Below are 17135 nucleotides of genomic sequence, written 5' to 3'. Positions count from 1 at the left end.
CCGCGGGGGCTTCGTCTCGTCCGGGTTCAGTCGCCGGAGCAGCTTGCGGCGGAAGGGCATTCGCCGTCGGGGAAGACCACCGGCACCGCGTTGTCGGTGATCACCTTGGTGAGCAGGCCGACGAGGGTGTCGCGCTCGGCCTCCGAGAGGCCCAGCGGCAGATCGGAGACGCGGCGGGTGGTCTCCTCGTGGAACTCCTCGGCGAGCTGCTTGCCCTTCGCGGTGAGCGCCACGCGGAAGGCCCGGCCGTCGCCGGCGTCGGACTCGCGGCGGACCAGGTCGCGCTTGGCGGACCGGTCGACCAGGCCGGTGATGCTGGACTTGGCGAGGCCGAGGGTCTTGGCGAGCTCGAACATCCCGTGGGGGCGCGGTATGAGCACGCACAGCAGCTGCGCCTGCGGCACGGTGAGGTCGAATTGGCGGACGGAGTCGGCGTAGACGGCGTCGACCAGGAAGGCGGCGCGCACCAGCACGGTGCCCATGCCCATCGGCTCCCCCGTGTATTCCTCCATGTACCAAGCATACTCGCAGGCCACGGCGGGTGGCGGGTGTCGTCGGCCACCAGGCCGGGTCGGTCGCGGGCGGCGAGGCCGCGTTCCGGTTCGGGGTCGCGGCGCCTGACCGGGCGGTTCGGTTCCCGGGGCTCCGCAGCCCCCCGGTCGGGGGACGGCGCGACACGGCCGAATCGATCTTGGGACGGCACCGGCGGGCCCGGGTCGTTCCTCATGCGGGAGGGGCGGAACGGGGCCGAACGGCGCGGAATCGAGACGAGCGTCCACTCGTGCCGGAACGCCCCATGACGTAGTCTGAAGCGGCGTCCCGCTCCGGCGGCGGGACCGGGCGCCGCCGCGAACCGCGCGGCGGAGCGAGCCGCGACGCACCCGCCCCCGCGTCGGCCTCGATCCCCATGTCACCGCCCATTCAGCGCCGATTGGAACGACGTGAACGATGCAGCCCCGGACTGGCCGCCCCCGGTGATCGACTCCGCCGTGCCCTCGACCGCCCGCGTCTACGACGCGCTCCTGGGCGGCCGCGACAACTTCCCGGTCGATCGCGAGGCCGCCGCGATCTTCGAGGCGCTCGTCCCGCAGGCCCGAGAGGTCTTCCGCCTCAACCGGTCCGCGCTCGTCCGCGGCATCAGGTACATGGTCGGCCAGGGCGGGATCGACCAGATCATCGACGTCGGCTGCGGCCTGCCCGCCGAGCTGAACACCCATGAGGCGGCCCAGGAGATCAACCCCGAGACCCGGGTCGTCTACATCGACAACGACCCGATGGTCCTCTCCCACGGCCGGGCCCTGCTCGCCGACGACCGCACCACCACCGTCGTCACCGCCGACCTGCGCGAACCCTCCGGCATCCTCGCCAACCCGGACGTGCGCGCCAACCTCGACTTCGACCGGCCCGTCGGCCTCATGCTCGTCGGCATGATCATGCAGATCGCCGACGACGAGTCGCCCGACGAGATCATCGCCCACCTCATGGAGCCCTTGGCCTCCGGCTCGCACCTGTTCATCACCGCCTGGCCCGACACGGGCGAGCCGATCCAGCGGGCGCTGTCGCAGGCCTGCCTGGAGACCCTCGGCAACGGCTGGTGCCGCCCGGTCGAGCGCCTGGAGCGCCACTTCCAGGGGATGCCGATGATCGCGCCGGGCCTGGAGTACGTCTCGCGCTGGTTCCCGGCCGAACCGGACCGCGAGGTCCCCGCGGCCGGCGACCTCGAACCGTTCCAGCGCACCGTGATGGCCGGGATCGCCGTCAAACCCTGACCGGTCGGCGCCGGTCAACCGATCGGTTGACCGGCGGGATCAACCGCGGCCCCCGCCGCTCGGGCGATGCCCGGACGCGCCGTTCCTGCGAGTGTGGAGACACACGAGCAAGGAGGCCGGCATGGCATTCATCGAAGTCGAAGACCTGGTCAAACACTACGGATCGGAACGCGCCGTCGACGGCGTCTCGTTCACTGTGGACGAAGGCGAGATCTTCGGCATCCTCGGCCCCAACGGGGCGGGCAAGACCACCACCGTCGAATGCCTCGAAGGGCTGCGCACCAGGGACTCGGGCCGCGTCTCGGTGACCGGGCTCGACCCCGAGCGCGACGGCGCCGAACTCAAGCAGGTCCTCGGCATCCAGTTGCAGGAGAGCCGCCTGCCCGACCGGCTGCGCGTCGGCGAGGCCCTCGACCTGTACGCGTCGTTCTACAAGCGCCCGGCCGACACCGACCGGCTCATCGAGTCGCTCGGCCTGGGCGGCAAGCGCAAGACCCCGTTCGCGAAGCTCTCCGGCGGCCAGCAGCAGCGGCTGTCGATCGCGCTCGCGCTGGTGGGCAACCCGCGGATCGCCGTGCTCGACGAGCTCACCACCGGACTCGACCCGCAGGCGCGGCGCGACACGTGGGACCTCATCGAGCAGGTGCGCGACTCGGGGGTCACGATCATCCTGGTCACCCACTTCATGGACGAGGCCGAGCGGCTGTGCGACCGCCTCGCCGTCATCGACTCGGGCAAGGTCGTCGCGCTCGACACGCCCGCCGGCCTGACCGCGCGCGCCGGAGACGAGCAGCGGGTCCGCTTCCGTCCCTCCGCGCCGTTCGCGGACGCGCTCCTGCTCGACCTGCCCGAGGTCGCCGAAGTGACCCGCACCGGCCCGCAGATGGTCGTCACCGGGCGCGGCAACCTGCTCCAGGCCGTCACCTCCGTCCTGGCGCGCAACCACATCGTGGCCGCGGACCTGCGCGTCGAGCAGGTCAGCCTCGAAGACGCCTTCGTCGCCCTCACCGGCAAGCCCCTCGACAACTGACCGCCTCCAAGCGAACTGGAGCACCACATGTCCTCGCTCATGAAACTCGTCCAGACCGAGACCCGACTGTTCGTCCGCGACCCCACCTCGCTGATCGTCGGCCTGGTCCTGCCCACGCTGATCCTGGTGGGGCTCGGCGCCGTCCCGATGCTGCGCGAACCCTCGCCCGACATGGACGGCATCCGGTTCATCGACTACTTCATGCCCTCCCTGATCGTCATGTCCGTGGGCGTCGTCGGCCTGACGAACCTGCCGTCGATCATGGCGACCTACCGCGAACGGGGCATCCTGCGCCGCATGCGGACCACCCCGATGCACCCGGGCAACCTCCTGCTCGCCCAGCTCACCGTCAACCTCGGCGCGGCCCTCGCCGCCACCGTGCTCGTGGTCGCGACCGGCCGGATCGTCTACGGCGTCCCGCTGCCGGAGCACGCGCTGGGCTTCACGGCCGCGTTCATCCTCGGCATCGCCGCGGTCTTCTCGATCGGTATGCTCGTGGCGGCCCTGGCCCCGACCACCCGCGCGGCGACGGGCATCGCGAGCATGCTGTTCATGGCGGTCATGTTCTTCGGCGGCGTGTACCTCCCCCGGTTCATGCTGCCGGACGCGATCGCGCGCATCGGCGAGTACGTGCCGCCGGGCGTGCAGACGCTCCTCGACAGCTGGAACGGCGAGGCGCCCGCGGCGGCCCAGCTGCTCGCCATGGGCGCGACCGCCGTGGTCGCCGGAGTGCTCGCGGCCCGAATGTTCAAGTGGGAGTGACGTCATGACGCCAGGGTCGCGCAGCAGCGGTGAGCGCACGCTCGACGACGCCGCCGAGTACGAGCGGCGCCAGTCCAAGATCGACTTCAAGTACAACCGGTTCATGGAATGGCTCCCCTACGCGACCCTGGTGTTCAGCGCCGGCCTGACGCAGCTCGTCACGGACCGCGGCGTCGGCTTCCGCCTCACCACCCTCGCGATCGCGGCCGTCGCGGCCCTGTGGGTGTTCGCGATGTACACCCGCCGGCCCTCCAAGACCGCGATCGCCCTGTGGGGGTATGCGACCCTCAAACGGGGCGACGCCCACGCGTGGCGCTTCACGCTGTACTTCTTCGTCATGATCGGCCTGTGCGCGGTGCTGATGAGCCGCGACATGTTCTATTTCATCTTCGGCATCACCGGCTTCTTCCACGCGGGACTCCTGCGGCCGCACAGGGTCGTGGTCGCCGGGATCGCGGCGACGTCGCTCGTCGTCAACTCCTCGATCCTCAGCGGCGGGGTCACCACCGAGGGCGTCCTGATCTACGCGATCGTCGTGGTGGTCCAGATCGCCGCCATCAGCGTCGGATTCCGGCTCAACGACCAGATGTCGCGGCTCAACTCCGAGCGCGAAGAGGCCTTCCGCACCAGGGAGGCCGCGCTGGAGGAGAACGCAGGGCTCCACATGCAGCTGATGACCCAGGCCCGCGAGGCGGGCGTCCTGGACGAGCGCCAGCGCATGGCCCGCGAGATCCACGACACCGTCGCGCAGGGCCTGGCGGGCATCATCGCGCAGCTCCACGCGGTCGACGGGACCGACGACGAGGCGCAGCGGCGGCGCCACCTCGACTCCGCGCTCGACCTCGCCCGCGACAGCCTCGCCGAAGCCCGCCGGACCGTGCAGGCCATCGGGCCGCCGACGCTGGACGCCTCGCAGCTGCCGGAGGCGCTCGCGGAGGTCTCGTCCAAGTGGTCGGCGTCCGAGTCGGTCCCGGTCGAGCTGGTCACGACCGGCGAGGCCCGGCCGATGCACCCGGAGGTCGAGGTGACGCTGCTGCGGATCGCGCAGGAGGCGTTGACGAACGTGGCCAAGCACGCCGAGGCGGGCCGCGTCGGCATCACACTTTCCTATATGGAGGATCAGTTGGCGATCGACGTGCGCGACGACGGGCTCGGGTTCGAACCGGGCCGCACCAGGGCCTCCGGGAAGGGCGGCTACGGGCTGTCGGCGATGCGCCAGCGCGTCGCGCGCCTCGACGGGCGCCTGTCGATCGAGTCCGAGCCGGGCCGGGGCACCGTGGTGTCGGCGAGCGTCCCCGCGATCGCGCAGGCGGTGCCCGATGGCGCCTGAGCCGATCCGGGTCCTCATCGTCGACGACCATCCGGTGGTGCGCGACGGGCTGCGCGGCATGTTCGACCGGACCGAGGACGTCGACGTGGTCGGCGAGGCCTCGGACGGGCGGGAGGCGGTGGACCGGGCGCTCGCGCTCGGGCCGGACGTCATCCTCATGGACCTGCGGATGCCCGGGACCGACGGCGTGTCGGCCATCAGGGAGCTCGCGGCGCTGCGCGTGCCCGCGAAGGTCCTGGTGCTGACCACGTACGACACCGATTCGGACGTGCTGCCGGCGATCGAGGCGGGGGCTGCGGGCTATCTGCTCAAGGACGCCTCGCCGCAGGAGCTGCGGCGGGCGATCCGGGCGGCGCACGAGGGCGGGACGGTGCTGGCGCCGTCGGTCGCGTCGGTCCTGATGGACCGGGTCCGCAGGCCCGCCGCGGCGGGGCCCCTGAGCGACCGCGAGCTGGAGGTGCTGGCGCTCATCGCGAAGGGCCGCAGCAACAGGGAGACCGCGGCGGAGCTGTTCATCTCGGAGGCGACGGTCAAGACCCACCTCGTGCACGTCTACGCGAAGCTGGAGGTCAACGACCGGGCCGCGGCGGTGGCCGCGGCCTACGAGCGCGGGCTGCTGCAGCCGAAGGGCCGCTGAGCCGGGTGAAGGCGGGCGGCGGATGCGCCCGGGCGGGCGGTTCGCACCGTTCTGGACTGCGGGAGGGCTCTTGCGCCGCAGTGCGACCGGAGCCTTAATGTAGGTCTCGCAGCCGTCCTGGCCCGGGGCTGCCGGGCCGCGTAGGCTCGAGGCGGACCGCCGCCGCACCGCACGCTCCGCCCTGCCGTCCAGCGTGTTCGAGAAGAGAAGAGACCGCCCTTATGCCCATGCTCGAGATCCGTCGGCACAGCAAGCGCAACGGGGACGAGGCCGTCCATCTCTCCCAGGAGGGTGTCGAGCTCGCCCGCTGGTCCGGCACCCTGATGGGCCCGTTCGAGGTCGTGGCGACCAGCGTCGCGCCCCGGGCGAGGGAGACGGCGATCGCGATGGGCTTCGCGGTGACCACCGAACTGCCGACGCTGCACAACGTGAACGCGTTCCTCCAGGAGTCGCAGGCGGCCTCGCACGACGTCGGCGCCCCGTTCACGCGGCTGGCGCGGCTGGTGGGCCGCCGCGGCAGCGCCGTCAGCGACTACTCGCACGCGCTCGGGCGCCAGTGGGGCGAGCTGATGTCGCCGCTCGGTCCGGGCGACGCGGGGCTGGTCATCGGCCACGGCGGCCACATCGAGTGCGGCCTGGTGGCGCTGTTCCCCGAGGCCGAGCACGACGAGTGGGGCGCGCTGTTCGGCTACATGGAGGGCGCGCGGCTGCACTACGACACGGCGGCGCGGCGCTTCCACGACATCGAGTTCGTCCGCAGTTGAACCTGAACGCGCGGTAGAGGGGCCGGCATCAGCCGGCCCCTCTACCGCTATTCGCGGCCGACCTTGACGGCGACCTTCGGCAGGTACCAGATCGCCAGGGCCAGCGCCGCGAGGACGACGGCGGCGAGCACGGGGATCGGGTAGCCGAGGGTGACCGCCGTGTGCTCGAAGTCGAGGTTCTCCAGGGCGTGCATCATGTAGCCGGTCGAGAGCATCCCCTGCCAGGTGATCTGCTGCCAGAACACGTCCTGGCCGAAGACCAGGAGCAGGGCGAGGCCCAGGAGCGCCGTCATGGGCCAGGCGCCGGCGACGAACGCGCGGCGGGCGTCCTTTTCGGACATACCTTCGTGCAGGGCGGCGCGGCGGCGGTCCTCCAGGCCCCAGAACAGGGCGGTGAACAGGAACAGGACGGGGATGGCGACCCAGACCCGGGCCGGGAACGAGCCGATGACCATCCATTCGCCGTCCTCGGCGATCGCCTCGAGGTTGGCCGCGCCGAGGGGCCCGGAGCCGACGAACAGCCAGGGCGCGAACAGGAGCAGAAGCCAGCGCGAGCCGTCGCCGAAGGGGCGCAGCGCGCCGATCGCGAAGCCGCCGATGAGCGCGGTCGCGAGGGCGACGGCGGTGGTGACCAGGGGCGGGCCCCAGGTCTGGCGGATGATGAACCACAGGTCGTAGTCGCCGTCGGGGCCTTCGCCGATCCGGGTGATCCACGGCAGGAGGAAGTAGCCGACCGCGGCGAGGGCGAGCACCAGCGCGGTGATCCCTGCGGTGAGCGCGAGGGGCCGGGCCCTGTCGGGTTCGGCGGGGCCGGCGGTGACGTCGATCCTGAGGTGCGAGACCAGGAACAGGACGGCGGCCGCGAGGCCGAGTCCGGCGAGGATCGTCAGCAGCAGCACCGAGACGGCCGCGGCGGTGCCGATGTTGCGGCCGACGTAGAGGCCCTCGAAGATCTGGACGACCGGGGGCGGGGCGTCCCCGGGCACCTCGCTGACCGAGGTGTAGGCGAAGGACTGGAGGCCGGCGGCGACGAGCGCGAAGGCGCTCAGCCCGGCGACGGTGAGCGCCCCGGCGGCGGGCCTGCCGGTGGCGGCGCCGCCGCGCTGGGCGGCGAGCCCGGCCAGGACGCCGAGGCCGAGCACGACGCCGGCGAGGAGCCCGGTCCAGTCGTACACGCCCAGTTCGCGGTCGCTCCCGGACAGGACGCGGTCCGCGATCCAGGCGACGGTGACCGCGGTGGGCGCGAAGGCGACCGCGGCGAGCGTCCAGACGATCCGGGAGGCGGCGCGGGTGCGGGCGCCGGAGCGGTGGAGGACCCACGCGAGCAGCGGCGCCAGCACCGCTCCGATGAGGACGGTCACGAGGATCGGCCCGATGAGCCGGGCGAGGCCGTCGACGAAGGCGCCCCCGGCGATCTGGTCGTCGTAGTTCGCCGGGCCGATCGCGTTGGAGTCGTCGAAGATCCCGAGGTGCTCGATGCGGCTGAGCTGGATCGTGCGGATCGTGGGGAGGAGGTACGCGAGCACCAGGGCGGCGACCGGGAGGGCCAGCAGGGCGAGGCCGCCGGCGACGCGGGCGGCGTCGCCGAGGGGGTGCACCGGCGGGCTGTAGGAGCGCGGCGGCGGGAAGGCGCTTGCCGCCGGCCGTCGGAAGGTCAGTGTCGGGTTGTCGTGGGGCGGTTGGGTCCCCGTGCCGGTGGGGCGGTCCATGCATGCTCCTGTGTGGAAGGGGGGTGGACAGGATCCCTGTATCATGCGTCACCCCGGATCGGGCCGGTCCACGGGACCGGATACGCGGTTGCCAACCCGCCGCGCGGATGGTTCGATCGGTGCATGTCGAGCACTCCGCAGTTCCTGGCGTTCCTCGTCGCCTCCCTCATCCTCATCCTGATCCCCGGCCCGTCGGTCATGTTCGTCGTCGGGCGCGCCATCGCCTACGGACGACGGCAGGCCGTGCTGACGGCCTGGGGCAACGCGCTGGGCACGTTCTGCTCCTCGGCGCTGGTCGCGGTCGGACTCGGGGCGCTCATCACCGAGTCGGCGCTGGCGTTCGCGATCGTGAAGTACGCGGGCGCGGCGTATCTGGTCTACCTGGGCGTGAAGGCGCTGCGGGACCGCAAGGGCCTCATGGCGTCTCCCGAGGACGGGGCGGACTCGCCGAAGCGGGTGCTGGCGACGATGGCCGAGGGTTTCATGGTGGGCCTGCTCAACCCGAAGTCGATCCTGTTCTTCCTGGCGATCCTGCCGCAGTTCGTGAACCCCGCGGCCGGTTCGGCGACGATGCAGATGCTGCTGCTGGGCGGGACGTTCGCGGTGCTGTGCGCGGCGTGCGACTCGGTGTGGGGACTGGTGGCCTCGGCGGCGCGGGAGGCGCTGAAGAAGCCGCGGCCGAGGCTGATCCTCGGGCGGACCGGGGGCACGGCCCTGATCGGCCTGGGCATCGCGGCGGCGGCGGGCGAACGGGCCTGAGCGCCGTGTTGGGAGCGCTTGCATATCGAAGTCCATAGATATATAGTGTGTGGACCCTCATTGCGACCCCCGTTCCTTCTTCCGGCTCGCACGGCCTGATCCCCGGGCCGTCCCGACGCCCCGGCAGCGTCTAGAGAGGACCCCATGTCAGTTGCAACCCACCCGCGCGTGCGGCGAGGACTGGTCGCGGCGGCGGCCGCGATCTTCGTCGCGGCGGCCGCCCTCGTCGCGGTCATGATGCCCAGGCCGGCCAGTGCGGCGAGCCTGACCGAGATCACGAACTTCGGGAACAACCCCAGCAACCTCCAGATGTACCTGTACGTGCCCGACAACGTCGACCCGGAGCCGGCGCTGGTGGTGGCCCTCCACTACTGCACCGGCTCAGGTCCGGCCTTCCACAGCGGCACCGAGTGGGCCCAGCTGGCGGACCAGCACGGGTTCGTCGTGCTGTACCCGTCGGTGACGCGGTCGAGCAAGTGCTGGGACGTCTCGTCCCCGGCCTCGCTGTCGGGCGGCGGCAGCGACTCGGTCGGCGTCAAGTCCATGATGGACTGGGTCGACGCGCGGTACAACGTGGACCCGGACCAGGTCTATTCGACCGGGGTGTCCTCGGGCGCGATGATGACCAACGTGATGCTCGCGGTCTACCCCGAGGTGTTCGAGGCGGGCGCGGCCTTCTCGGGCGTCCCGTACACGTGCTTCGCGACCACGAACGGCTCCGAGTGGAACTCGGAGTGCTCGGGCGGCACGATCAACCGGACCCCGCAGCAGTGGGGCGACGCGGTGCGGTCCAACAACGCCGGATACTCGGGCCCGTGGCCGCGGATGCAGATCTGGCACGGCACCAACGACGACACGCTGCGGTACCCCAACTTCCAGGAGCAGATCGACCAGTGGACGAACGTCCACGGGACCGACCAGACCCCGGACCTCTCCGACGTGCCGCAGACGAACTGGAACCGGACCCGCTACGGCGGCACCGGGGCCCAGGCCGCGGTCGAGGCGATCAGCCTGCAGGGGACGGGGCACAACCTGTACGCGTGGGGCATGGCGTCGCGGGCGCTGGAGTTCTTCGGGTACGACACGGACACCGAGCCGACGACCTCGCCGACGAGCGGGCCGACCGACCCGACGACGAGCCCCACGGCGGGGCCCGCGGGCGGGTGCTCGGCGGCCGTCAAGGTGGTCAGCTCGTGGAACTCGGGCTGGCAGGCCAACGTCGACGTGACGGCGGGCGACGCGGCGATCAGCGGCTGGAGGCTGACGTGGACCTGGCCGGCCGGCCAGACGATCTCCAGTTCCTGGAACGCGACCGTGACCTCGAGCGGGTCGACCGTGACCGCGACCGATGTGGACTGGAACGGTACGGTGAACGCGGGCCAGACGAAATCGTCGGCCTGGGGCTTCATCGGAACGGGATCGGCAGTGACCCCGACGGTGACCTGTACACCTGCCTGACACCCCCTGGAGAGCGGCGGGGCCGCAGGCGCTTTCGCGCCCGCGGCCCCGCCGCATGCCCGGGCCGGGGCGAAGCGGGCGACGGCGCCGTGAGAATCCGGAGCCGACCTAGACTGTGCCGAGAGCCGCGCGGTCCCGCGCGGCCCCGGACGGAACGGAGCCGCCAGGCATGACCGAGATTCCCCCTGAGGTGCGCGAGCGGTTCGCCGGTGCGGGCATGGACCTCGACAGGCTGTTCTCCGCCGGAGAGCTGGGCGACCGCATGGGCATCGACGTGATCGAGGCTGCGGCCGAGCGGGTCGTGGCGCGGATGGCCGTCGAGGGGAACCGGCAGCCCTACGGGCTCCTGCACGGCGGGGCCTCGGCGGTCCTGGCCGAGACGCTCGGCTCGGTGGGCGCGATGCTCCACGCGGGCCCCGGCAGGATCGCGGTCGGCGTGGACCTCAACGTGACGCATCACCGGGCGGTCCGCTCGGGGAGCGTCGAGGGGGTGGCGACCCCGATCCACCGGGGCCGCTCGACGGCGACCTACGAGATCATCGTGAGCGACGACGAGGGCCGGCGTGTGTGCACCGGCCGCCTCACCTGCATGATCCGAGACGCCCCGCAGCAGTGAGGTCTCGGCTCGGCCCGCTAGTCGAACAGGTCGCGTTCGGCGGCGACGGCCAGCGCCTCCACCAGCTTCACCGGTTGGGCGAGGAGCGCTTCGAGGGTCGTCGCGACCTCGCCGAGCGCCTCGCGGTCGGTGCCGTAGGCGCAGAACATGCCGGCCTCGGAGTCGAAGGCGAACCGCTCGAGCAGCGGACCGCGCTCGACCAGGGCGGCGTGCACCGCCGACTGCCAGTCGTAGCCGGAGCCTTCGAGCCCGTGGGCGGCGAAGACCTCCTGCAGGTGGATGTCGGCCGAGCCGCCGGGACTGTAGATCACCGAGTCGTTCGTCTCGCCCTCGACGAACGTCACGTTGGGGAAGCTCGCGAATTCCGGTCGTTCTGACATGCCCGCGAGCTTAGCGGGAGCGACCGACAGTGCCTTCCGTGCGGCGGTGAGGTCGGGCGGGGCGGCCGGCGGGTTGCCCCGCCGGCCGCCGTGGCCGCGACCGCGCGGCGAACGGGGTCAGCGCAGGAGCAGGCCCTGCATGGTGCCGTAGTCGGCGCCGCCCTCGCCCGGGGCGTAGGCGTCCTCTTCGAGGAGGGCGAGCGTGACCCGCCGGGCCACGCCGTAGGCCGCGGAGGCGACGCCGCTGCCGAGGCTGATGCGGGCGACGCCGAGCCTGCCGAGTTCGGACGGCGTCGGCGAGCCGGGGCCGGCCAGCACGTTGAGCGGCAGCCGGATCGCCTGCACCAGTTCGGCGATCACCGCCGCGTCGGCCACGCCGGGCACGAAGATCCCGTCGACGCCGGCCTCGGCGTAGGCGCCCGCGCGCTCGACGACGGCGTCGAGGCGGGCGGCCTCCTCGCCGATGCCCATGAGGTAGACGTCGATGCGCGCGTTGATGAACAGGTCGGCGCCGGCCCCTTCGCGGGCGGCGGCGTACCGTTCGGCCTGCTCGGCGATCGGGCGCAGCGCGCCGGGCGTCCCGACGTCGGAGTCCTCGATGTTGACGCCGACCGCACCGGTGCCGGCGACCGCGGCGAGGGTTTCGGCGACGTCCTTCGGCGTGGCGCCGAAGCCGCTCTCGATGTCGGCGGTGACCGGCACGTCGACGGCCTTGACCACTCGCTCGATCGCGGCGAGCGCGGTCTCGCGGTCGATCGCGTCCCCGTCGGGGCGCCCGAGGCTCCAGGCGATCCCGGCACTGGTGGTCGCGATCGCTTCGGCGCCCGCGGCGGCGATGACCGCGGCGCTGCCGGCGTCCCAGCAGTTCGGGAGGCGCAGCGGGGGTGTGGTGTGGAGGGAGCGGAAGCGTGCGGCTTTGTCGTTCGTCATGCCGCCAATCAAACCAGTGATGTCGCCTCGTGGCTGGCCATGGATCGACATCAACGGCCGGAGCGGGCGACCGCGCCCGCAGTAGGCAGTTTGACTATGTACCGCTAGTCAGTTAGCCTTTCTACCGTGTTGGAAACGATGAGACAGCAATGGCTGCACGGCTTCCTCGACCTGTGCCTGCTCTGCCTGCTGCTCGAACGCCGTGATTACGGCGTCGGGCTGACGCAGCGCCTGGCGGGCTCCGGCTTCGGGGACATCCCCGGCGGCACCCTCTACCCCTCGCTCCTGCGCCTGGAGAAGCAGGGGCTGGTGCGCGCCGACTGGGCGGCCTCGGACGTGGGTCCGCGCCGCAAGTACTACGAACTGACCGGTGAGGGAAGGGACGCCGCGGCCGAGCGGGTCGCGGTGTGGCGGGAGTTCCGCGACGTCATGGACCGCATGGCCTCGCGCGCGGCGACCGCGGTGGAGGAGTCATGAGCGGCGCCCGGTGGCACGAGTCCCTCGCCCGCCTGCTCGTCGAGCGCGGCGTGGCCCCCGGCGAGGCGCGGCGCCTGGCCGAGGACAGCCGCGACGAGGCGCGGGCCGCGGGCGTCGACCCGGCCGAGCTGTTCGGCCCGGCCGCGGCGTACGCGGCCGGGATGGCCAGAGCCGCCCGGCCCGCTCCGCTCGCGGCGCTGACGAGGACCCGCGGACCGGTGGTCCTGCGTTTGACCAAGGTGGTCAAGCGGTACCGGCGCCGCGAGGTGCTGCGAGGCGTCGACCTGACGCTGCGGGCGGGCGAGGTCGCGGCCGTCGTGGGCGCGAACGGATCGGGGAAGTCCACGCTGCTCGACATCTGCGCCGGCGCCGCCAAGGCGACCTCCGGCCTCGTGGAGCGCGCGGCGAGCATCGGCTACGCGCCCCAGCAGCACGGCGTGGCGCCCTATCTCACTCCCGAGGAGCACTTCCGGCTCTTCGGCGCGGTGCACGGCATGGGCTCCAGGCGGGCCGTCGCGACCGGGACCCACCTCGCGGCGGGCCTGGGCTGGCGCCCGCGCGCCGGGGCCGTCGCGGCGCGGTTGTCGGGCGGCACCCAGCAGAAGCTCAACGTCGTTCTGGGCGAGCTCAACCGGCCCGAGCTGATCCTCCTCGACGAGCCGTACCAGGGCTTCGACCAGGACTCCTATCTGGACCTGTGGACGCAGGTCTACGCCTGGCGCGACGCGGGCGCGGGCGTGCTGGTCGTGACGCATCTGCTGCACGACCTCGACCGCGTCGACCATGTGCTCGAACTCAAGGGAACGGAGGACCGCTGATGCTCTGGACGATCGCGGGGACGAGTCTGCGGGAGACCGGGCGCCGGCGCGCCGCGCTGATCCTGGTCATCGTGCTGCCGCTGGCGTTCTACGCCGCGCGGAGCGACATGCAGGGCCAGGCCATCCGGTTCCTGGCCCTCGGCGTGGGCTGGGCGGTGGCGACGCTGGCGCTGTTCTCGCATGTGGGCGCCCGCCACCTGGACCGGCGCCTGGCCGTGGTCGGGGCCTCCCCGACGGCGCTCCTGCTCGGCAGGCAGCTCGCACTCGTCGGCATGGGCCTGGCGCTCGCGGCGGGCTACTTCGGACTGGTGGCCGCGACGCAGGACGTGAACCGGCTGTGGGCGGTGGGGCTGCTGCTGGGCACGACCGTGCTCATCGCGGCGCCGCTCGGGGCGGTGGTGAGCCTGGTGCTGCCCCGCGAGCTGGAGGGCGCGCTCGCGCTGCTGGCGGTCATGGCCACGCAGATGATCGCCGATCCCGAAGGGGCGCTTGCCAAAGCGCTGCCGCTGTGGTCGACGCGGGAACTGACCGGGTACGCGGTCGACCCGGTCGGATCGGACCACCTGCGGGACGGGCTGGCGCACTTCGCGGTCGTCGCGCTGCTGTGCGCCTGCGCCGCGTGGATCGCCGCGGTGGTGCGGCTCCAGCCGCAGAAGCTGCCGGAGCCGCGCTCGGCCTAGGCCGTGCGCCGCCCGGTGTCGGGCGGCGGGTCCGGTACGGAGAACGGGCCCGGTCAGGGGACCGGGCCCGTCCTCCGTCAGGCGATGCCCGGGATCGGGGCGCCTTCGAACTCGCCGGGGCGGGCGCCCCGGCGGTTCGGGGGCTCGATCTCGGCGGCGTCGAGGAACGCGCGGGCGATCGTGCGGTTCTCGTTGTCCGCCAGCCAGATCAGCAGTCGGGCCGGACCGTCGACCGCGGGGACGGCAAGGGTCGCGGCGGGCGAGAGCTGGAACGGCTCGGCCTTCACCGGCTCGCTGCTCGCCACCGGTGCGGCGACCGTGGCGGTCGGTGTGCCGGGCGCGGTCCACGCGGCGTGGACCGTCCCGCTGACTTCGGTCCCGCCGTGATGGGACACATGGACGTCGAGTCGGAACGGCGAGTCCGGCGGGGTGATGTCGGCACCGGCCGCGGCCGGGACCATGTCGAGGACCAGCACCGTCTCGGCGTTCACGTCGGCGGGCACGCACCCGCCCCAGTCCTTGGCGCGGCGGTCGATGTCGAGCAGCCCCGCGGCCTCGTGCTCCACGTCCGCGAACTCGGTGTACACGTAGCCGGCGAAGCGGTCGTGGCGGCGCAGTTCCTGTGTCTCCCAGCGCAGGTGCCAGGCGCGTTCGAGGCTCGTGAAGCCTTCGCCGTACTCGCTGTTGACGATCGGCAGTCCCCGGCGGGGCACGTCGGGCGAGCCGTAGAACGACTTGTCCACGGTGAAGTCCGGGCCGAGCCGCACCGCGAACGCGTCCTGCTCCCCCGAGGCCAGGCGCGCGACGGCGTCCTTCCACTCGCCCAGGTCCGGTTCGTAGTAGTGCCAGTCGACCAGGTCGGTGCGCACATGGGACCAGCCGGAGTTCTCCACGATCGGTCGCGTGTCGTCGAGTTCGCGCAGCCGCTCGTACGCGCGGACGGCGGCCTCGGCGCGGGCCGGGCTCCCGGGGATGTCCCAGTCCAGGCCCCATTCCTCGTTGTAGAGCCCCCAGATCACGATGCTCGGGTGGTTCCCGTCGCGCTCGACCATCGCCGGCAGCTGCGCCTCGAACGCGGCCGCGGCCTCGGGCGAGAAGCGGCTCGGGCACGCCGGCTCGGCCCACACGAGCATCCCGGTGCGGTCGGCCTCGTGGAGCCACAGGGGCTCTTCAAACTTGAGGTGCTTGCGCACCAGGTTGTATCCGAGGCCGCGCGCGAGTTCGAGCTCGCGCAGCAGCGAGTCGGCGTCGGGCGCGGTCAGTCCGGTGTCGGGCCAGTAGCCCTGGTCGAGCACGCCGCGCAGGTAGACGCGGTCGCCGTTGAGGTACAGCTCCTCGCCGCGGGCCTCGAAGCGGCGCAGCCCGGTCGCGGCGATGACGCGGTCGTCGCCGGTGCGGATCTCGACCTCGTAGAGGTGCGGGTCCGCCGGTGTCCACAGTCGAGGATCGTCGAGTTCGATGCGGCCCTTGGCGGTGCCGGAGCCGTCGGCGGTGAGCGACACCGTCCGGCCCGCGACCGTCGCGGTCACGGCGTGCCCGGCGGGGGCGTCGCCCGCGAGTGCCACGGTCACGTCGATCCCGGTGAGGCTGTCGCCGCGCAGGACCACCGAGCGCGCGTACGTGCGCCCCCGGGCCTCCAGCCACACGGTCTGCCAGATCCCCGAGGTCGGCGTGAACGAGACCCCGTCGTAGTCGTCGCGCGGGATCGACCGCTGCTTGCCGTGCGGGATCGCGCGCTTGTCGGCCGGAGCGGTCACCGCCACCTCCAGCACCGCTTCGACGCCGGGCGCCAGGGCTCCGGTCACGTCGATCTCGAAGGACTCGTACCCGCCCGTGTGCTCGCCGACCACGACGCCGTCGACGCTCACCACCGCGTGGTGGTGCACCGCGCCGAAGGACAGCACGACCCGTGACCCGTCCCAATCGGACGGCGCGGTCACGGTGCGCCGGTAGACGCCCCGTTCCATCCAGGTCCGGTGCACGCCCGACGCCTCGCTCTCCCAGGCGAACGGGACCGTGATCGTCCCGTCGTAGCCCTCGGCCGCGAAGTCCCAGACGCCGTTGAGGTTGCGCCAGCGCGCGGACCGGTCGCGGTCGGGTCTGGGGTACTCGGGGCGGGGGATCGGGAACGGGTTCGGTGTCATGCGTCAGCCCTTCACGCTGCCGGCGAGGATGCCGTTGATGAAATGCCGCTGGAGCAGGATGAAGAGCACCAGCAGCGGAATGAGTGCGACGGAGCTCGCCGCGAGGAGTTCGCCGGTGACGGTGGCGTAGTCGGCGCCGATCCGGTTGCCGGTGATGTTCTGCGCGAGCGTGGAGAGCACGACCTGGAGGGTCGCCATGCGCTCGGAGCTCGCGACCACGACGGGCCAGACGAAGTCGTTGTAGATGTTCATGACGGTCAGCACGCCGAGCCCGGCCAGGCCCGGGCGGATGACGGGCACGACGACGCGCCAGAAGATGGCGAACTCGCCGCAGCCGTCGACGCGGGCGGCGTCGAGCAGTTCGTCCGGCACCGCGCTGATGACCTGGCGCATCCAGAAGATCGCGAACGCGTCGACCGCGCCGGGCAGGACGAGCGCCTGGTACGTGTTGACCCAGCCGAGCGTCTTCATCTCCAGCAGCAGCGGAATGATCAGCACGATCGTGGGCAGCATCAGCGTGATGAGCACGGCGCCGAAGGCGAGGTTCTGGCCCCAGAAGCGATACTTCGCGAAGGCGAACGCCGCCAGGGGCGCGAAGAACATCGTGATGGCGCCCTTGAACAGCAGCACGATCGCGGTGTTGACGAACCCCTGTCCGATGGGGACGTCCTGGAACATGGCCGTGTAGTTGTCGAGCGTGAACGCGGTCGGATCGAACGTCAAGGGCGAGCGGATGATGTCGTTCGCGGGCTTGAAGGCCGACAGCAGCGCCCATGCCACGGGCGCGAGGAACGCGACGAGCAGGAGCATGAGGAACACGTGCGAGCCGATGCGCGGGCGCTCGCGGCGGACGGCGTTGGTGGAGGTCATCG

18 protein-coding genes are annotated in these 17135 nt (G+C 72.1%); 12 read left to right on the top strand and 6 right to left on the bottom strand.

Features of this window, described 5'->3' with window-relative positions:
- Positions 1-26: 26 nt before the first annotated feature.
- On the bottom strand, positions 27-512 hold the full coding sequence (locus BLQ63_RS23480; protein ID WP_218125459.1) for a MarR family winged helix-turn-helix transcriptional regulator: 486 nt from the start codon (positions 510-512) through the stop codon (positions 27-29).
- A 429-nt stretch (positions 513-941) separates the two neighbouring features.
- On the opposite strand from BLQ63_RS23480, the gene BLQ63_RS23475 reads away from it, so the two are divergent.
- From BLQ63_RS23475 to BLQ63_RS23450, 6 genes are all read left to right on the top strand, one after another.
- The gene (locus BLQ63_RS23475; RefSeq protein WP_091039963.1) at positions 942-1769 is read left to right on the top strand and encodes an SAM-dependent methyltransferase; all 828 of its coding nucleotides are present in this window, start codon (positions 942-944) and stop codon (positions 1767-1769) included.
- 121 nt (positions 1770-1890) lie between these two features.
- Positions 1891-2799, top strand: a complete 909-nt coding sequence (locus BLQ63_RS23470; RefSeq protein WP_091039962.1) for an ABC transporter ATP-binding protein — start codon at positions 1891-1893, stop codon at positions 2797-2799.
- Positions 2800-2826: 27 nt separating this feature from the next.
- Positions 2827-3561, top strand: coding sequence for an ABC transporter permease (locus BLQ63_RS23465; protein WP_091039961.1), 735 nt, complete (start codon positions 2827-2829; stop codon positions 3559-3561).
- A gap of 4 nt (positions 3562-3565) precedes the next feature.
- A complete protein-coding gene (locus BLQ63_RS23460; RefSeq protein ID WP_091039960.1) occupies positions 3566-4891 on the top strand; it encodes a sensor histidine kinase in 1326 nt (441 codons plus the stop codon).
- A complete protein-coding gene (locus tag BLQ63_RS23455) occupies positions 4881-5528 on the top strand; it encodes a response regulator (RefSeq protein WP_091039959.1) in 648 nt (215 codons plus the stop codon). Before BLQ63_RS23460 ends, BLQ63_RS23455 begins: the two co-directional genes overlap by 11 nt.
- Before the next feature lie 227 nt (positions 5529-5755).
- Positions 5756-6292, top strand: a complete 537-nt coding sequence (locus BLQ63_RS23450) for a hypothetical protein (protein WP_143015056.1) — start codon at positions 5756-5758, stop codon at positions 6290-6292.
- Between the two features lie 47 nt (positions 6293-6339).
- Here BLQ63_RS23450 and BLQ63_RS23445 read toward each other — a convergent pair whose 3' ends face one another.
- Entirely contained in the window at positions 6340-8001 is a 1662-nt protein-coding gene (locus BLQ63_RS23445) for a hypothetical protein (protein ID WP_091039957.1), read from the bottom strand.
- Positions 8002-8124: 123 nt separating this feature from the next.
- On the opposite strand from BLQ63_RS23445, the gene BLQ63_RS23440 reads away from it, so the two are divergent.
- From BLQ63_RS23440 to BLQ63_RS23430, 3 genes are all read left to right on the top strand, one after another.
- Positions 8125-8760, top strand: coding sequence for a LysE family translocator (locus BLQ63_RS23440; RefSeq protein WP_091039956.1), 636 nt, complete (start codon positions 8125-8127; stop codon positions 8758-8760).
- 144 nt (positions 8761-8904) lie between these two features.
- Positions 8905-10218 carry an extracellular catalytic domain type 1 short-chain-length polyhydroxyalkanoate depolymerase gene (locus BLQ63_RS23435; RefSeq protein WP_091039955.1) on the top strand — a complete coding sequence of 438 codons (1314 nt, stop codon included), beginning with the start codon at positions 8905-8907 and terminating at the stop codon, positions 10216-10218.
- A 169-nt stretch (positions 10219-10387) separates the two neighbouring features.
- A complete protein-coding gene (locus tag BLQ63_RS23430) occupies positions 10388-10834 on the top strand; it encodes a PaaI family thioesterase (protein WP_091039954.1) in 447 nt (148 codons plus the stop codon).
- Positions 10835-10851: 17 nt separating this feature from the next.
- Here the strand turns inward: BLQ63_RS23430 and BLQ63_RS23425 are convergent, their stop codons facing one another.
- Together BLQ63_RS23425 and BLQ63_RS23420 are read right to left on the bottom strand one after the other, a co-directional pair.
- Positions 10852-11214 carry an Imm51 family immunity protein gene (locus BLQ63_RS23425; protein ID WP_091039953.1) on the bottom strand — a complete coding sequence of 121 codons (363 nt, stop codon included), beginning with the start codon at positions 11212-11214 and terminating at the stop codon, positions 10852-10854.
- 117 nt (positions 11215-11331) lie between these two features.
- Positions 11332-12144, bottom strand: a complete 813-nt coding sequence (locus BLQ63_RS23420) for an isocitrate lyase/PEP mutase family protein (protein ID WP_091039952.1) — start codon at positions 12142-12144, stop codon at positions 11332-11334.
- A gap of 138 nt (positions 12145-12282) precedes the next feature.
- Here BLQ63_RS23420 and BLQ63_RS23415 point away from each other — a divergent pair, with 138 nt between their 5' ends.
- Genes BLQ63_RS23415 through BLQ63_RS23405 form a run of 3 tightly spaced genes read left to right on the top strand, consistent with a single transcriptional unit; the run spans position 12283 to position 14119 of the window.
- Entirely contained in the window at positions 12283-12621 is a 339-nt protein-coding gene (locus BLQ63_RS23415; protein ID WP_091039951.1) for a PadR family transcriptional regulator, read from the top strand.
- A complete protein-coding gene (locus BLQ63_RS23410; protein ID WP_091039950.1) occupies positions 12618-13439 on the top strand; it encodes an ATP-binding cassette domain-containing protein in 822 nt (273 codons plus the stop codon). The genes BLQ63_RS23415 and BLQ63_RS23410 overlap by 4 nt, the downstream gene beginning before the upstream one ends.
- Positions 13439-14119 carry an ABC transporter permease gene (locus BLQ63_RS23405; protein ID WP_091039949.1) on the top strand — a complete coding sequence of 227 codons (681 nt, stop codon included), beginning with the start codon at positions 13439-13441 and terminating at the stop codon, positions 14117-14119. The genes BLQ63_RS23410 and BLQ63_RS23405 overlap by 1 nt, the downstream gene beginning before the upstream one ends.
- 77 nt (positions 14120-14196) lie before the next feature.
- Here the strand turns inward: BLQ63_RS23405 and BLQ63_RS23400 are convergent, their stop codons facing one another.
- Together BLQ63_RS23400 and BLQ63_RS23395 are read right to left on the bottom strand one after the other, a co-directional pair.
- Positions 14197-16263 (bottom strand): glycoside hydrolase family 2 protein, encoded by a 2067-nt coding sequence (locus tag BLQ63_RS23400; protein WP_091039948.1) that lies wholly within the window; start codon positions 16261-16263, stop codon positions 14197-14199.
- Between the two features lie 3 nt (positions 16264-16266).
- On the bottom strand, positions 16267-17133 hold the full coding sequence (locus BLQ63_RS23395; RefSeq protein ID WP_091039947.1) for a carbohydrate ABC transporter permease: 867 nt from the start codon (positions 17131-17133) through the stop codon (positions 16267-16269).
- Positions 17134-17135: the final 2 nt, after the last annotated feature.

This window comes from Glycomyces harbinensis (assembly GCF_900101745.1).
GTDB lineage: Bacteria > Actinomycetota > Actinomycetes > Mycobacteriales > Micromonosporaceae > Glycomyces > Glycomyces harbinensis.
This window is presented reverse-complemented; position numbering and strand designations above follow the sequence as displayed.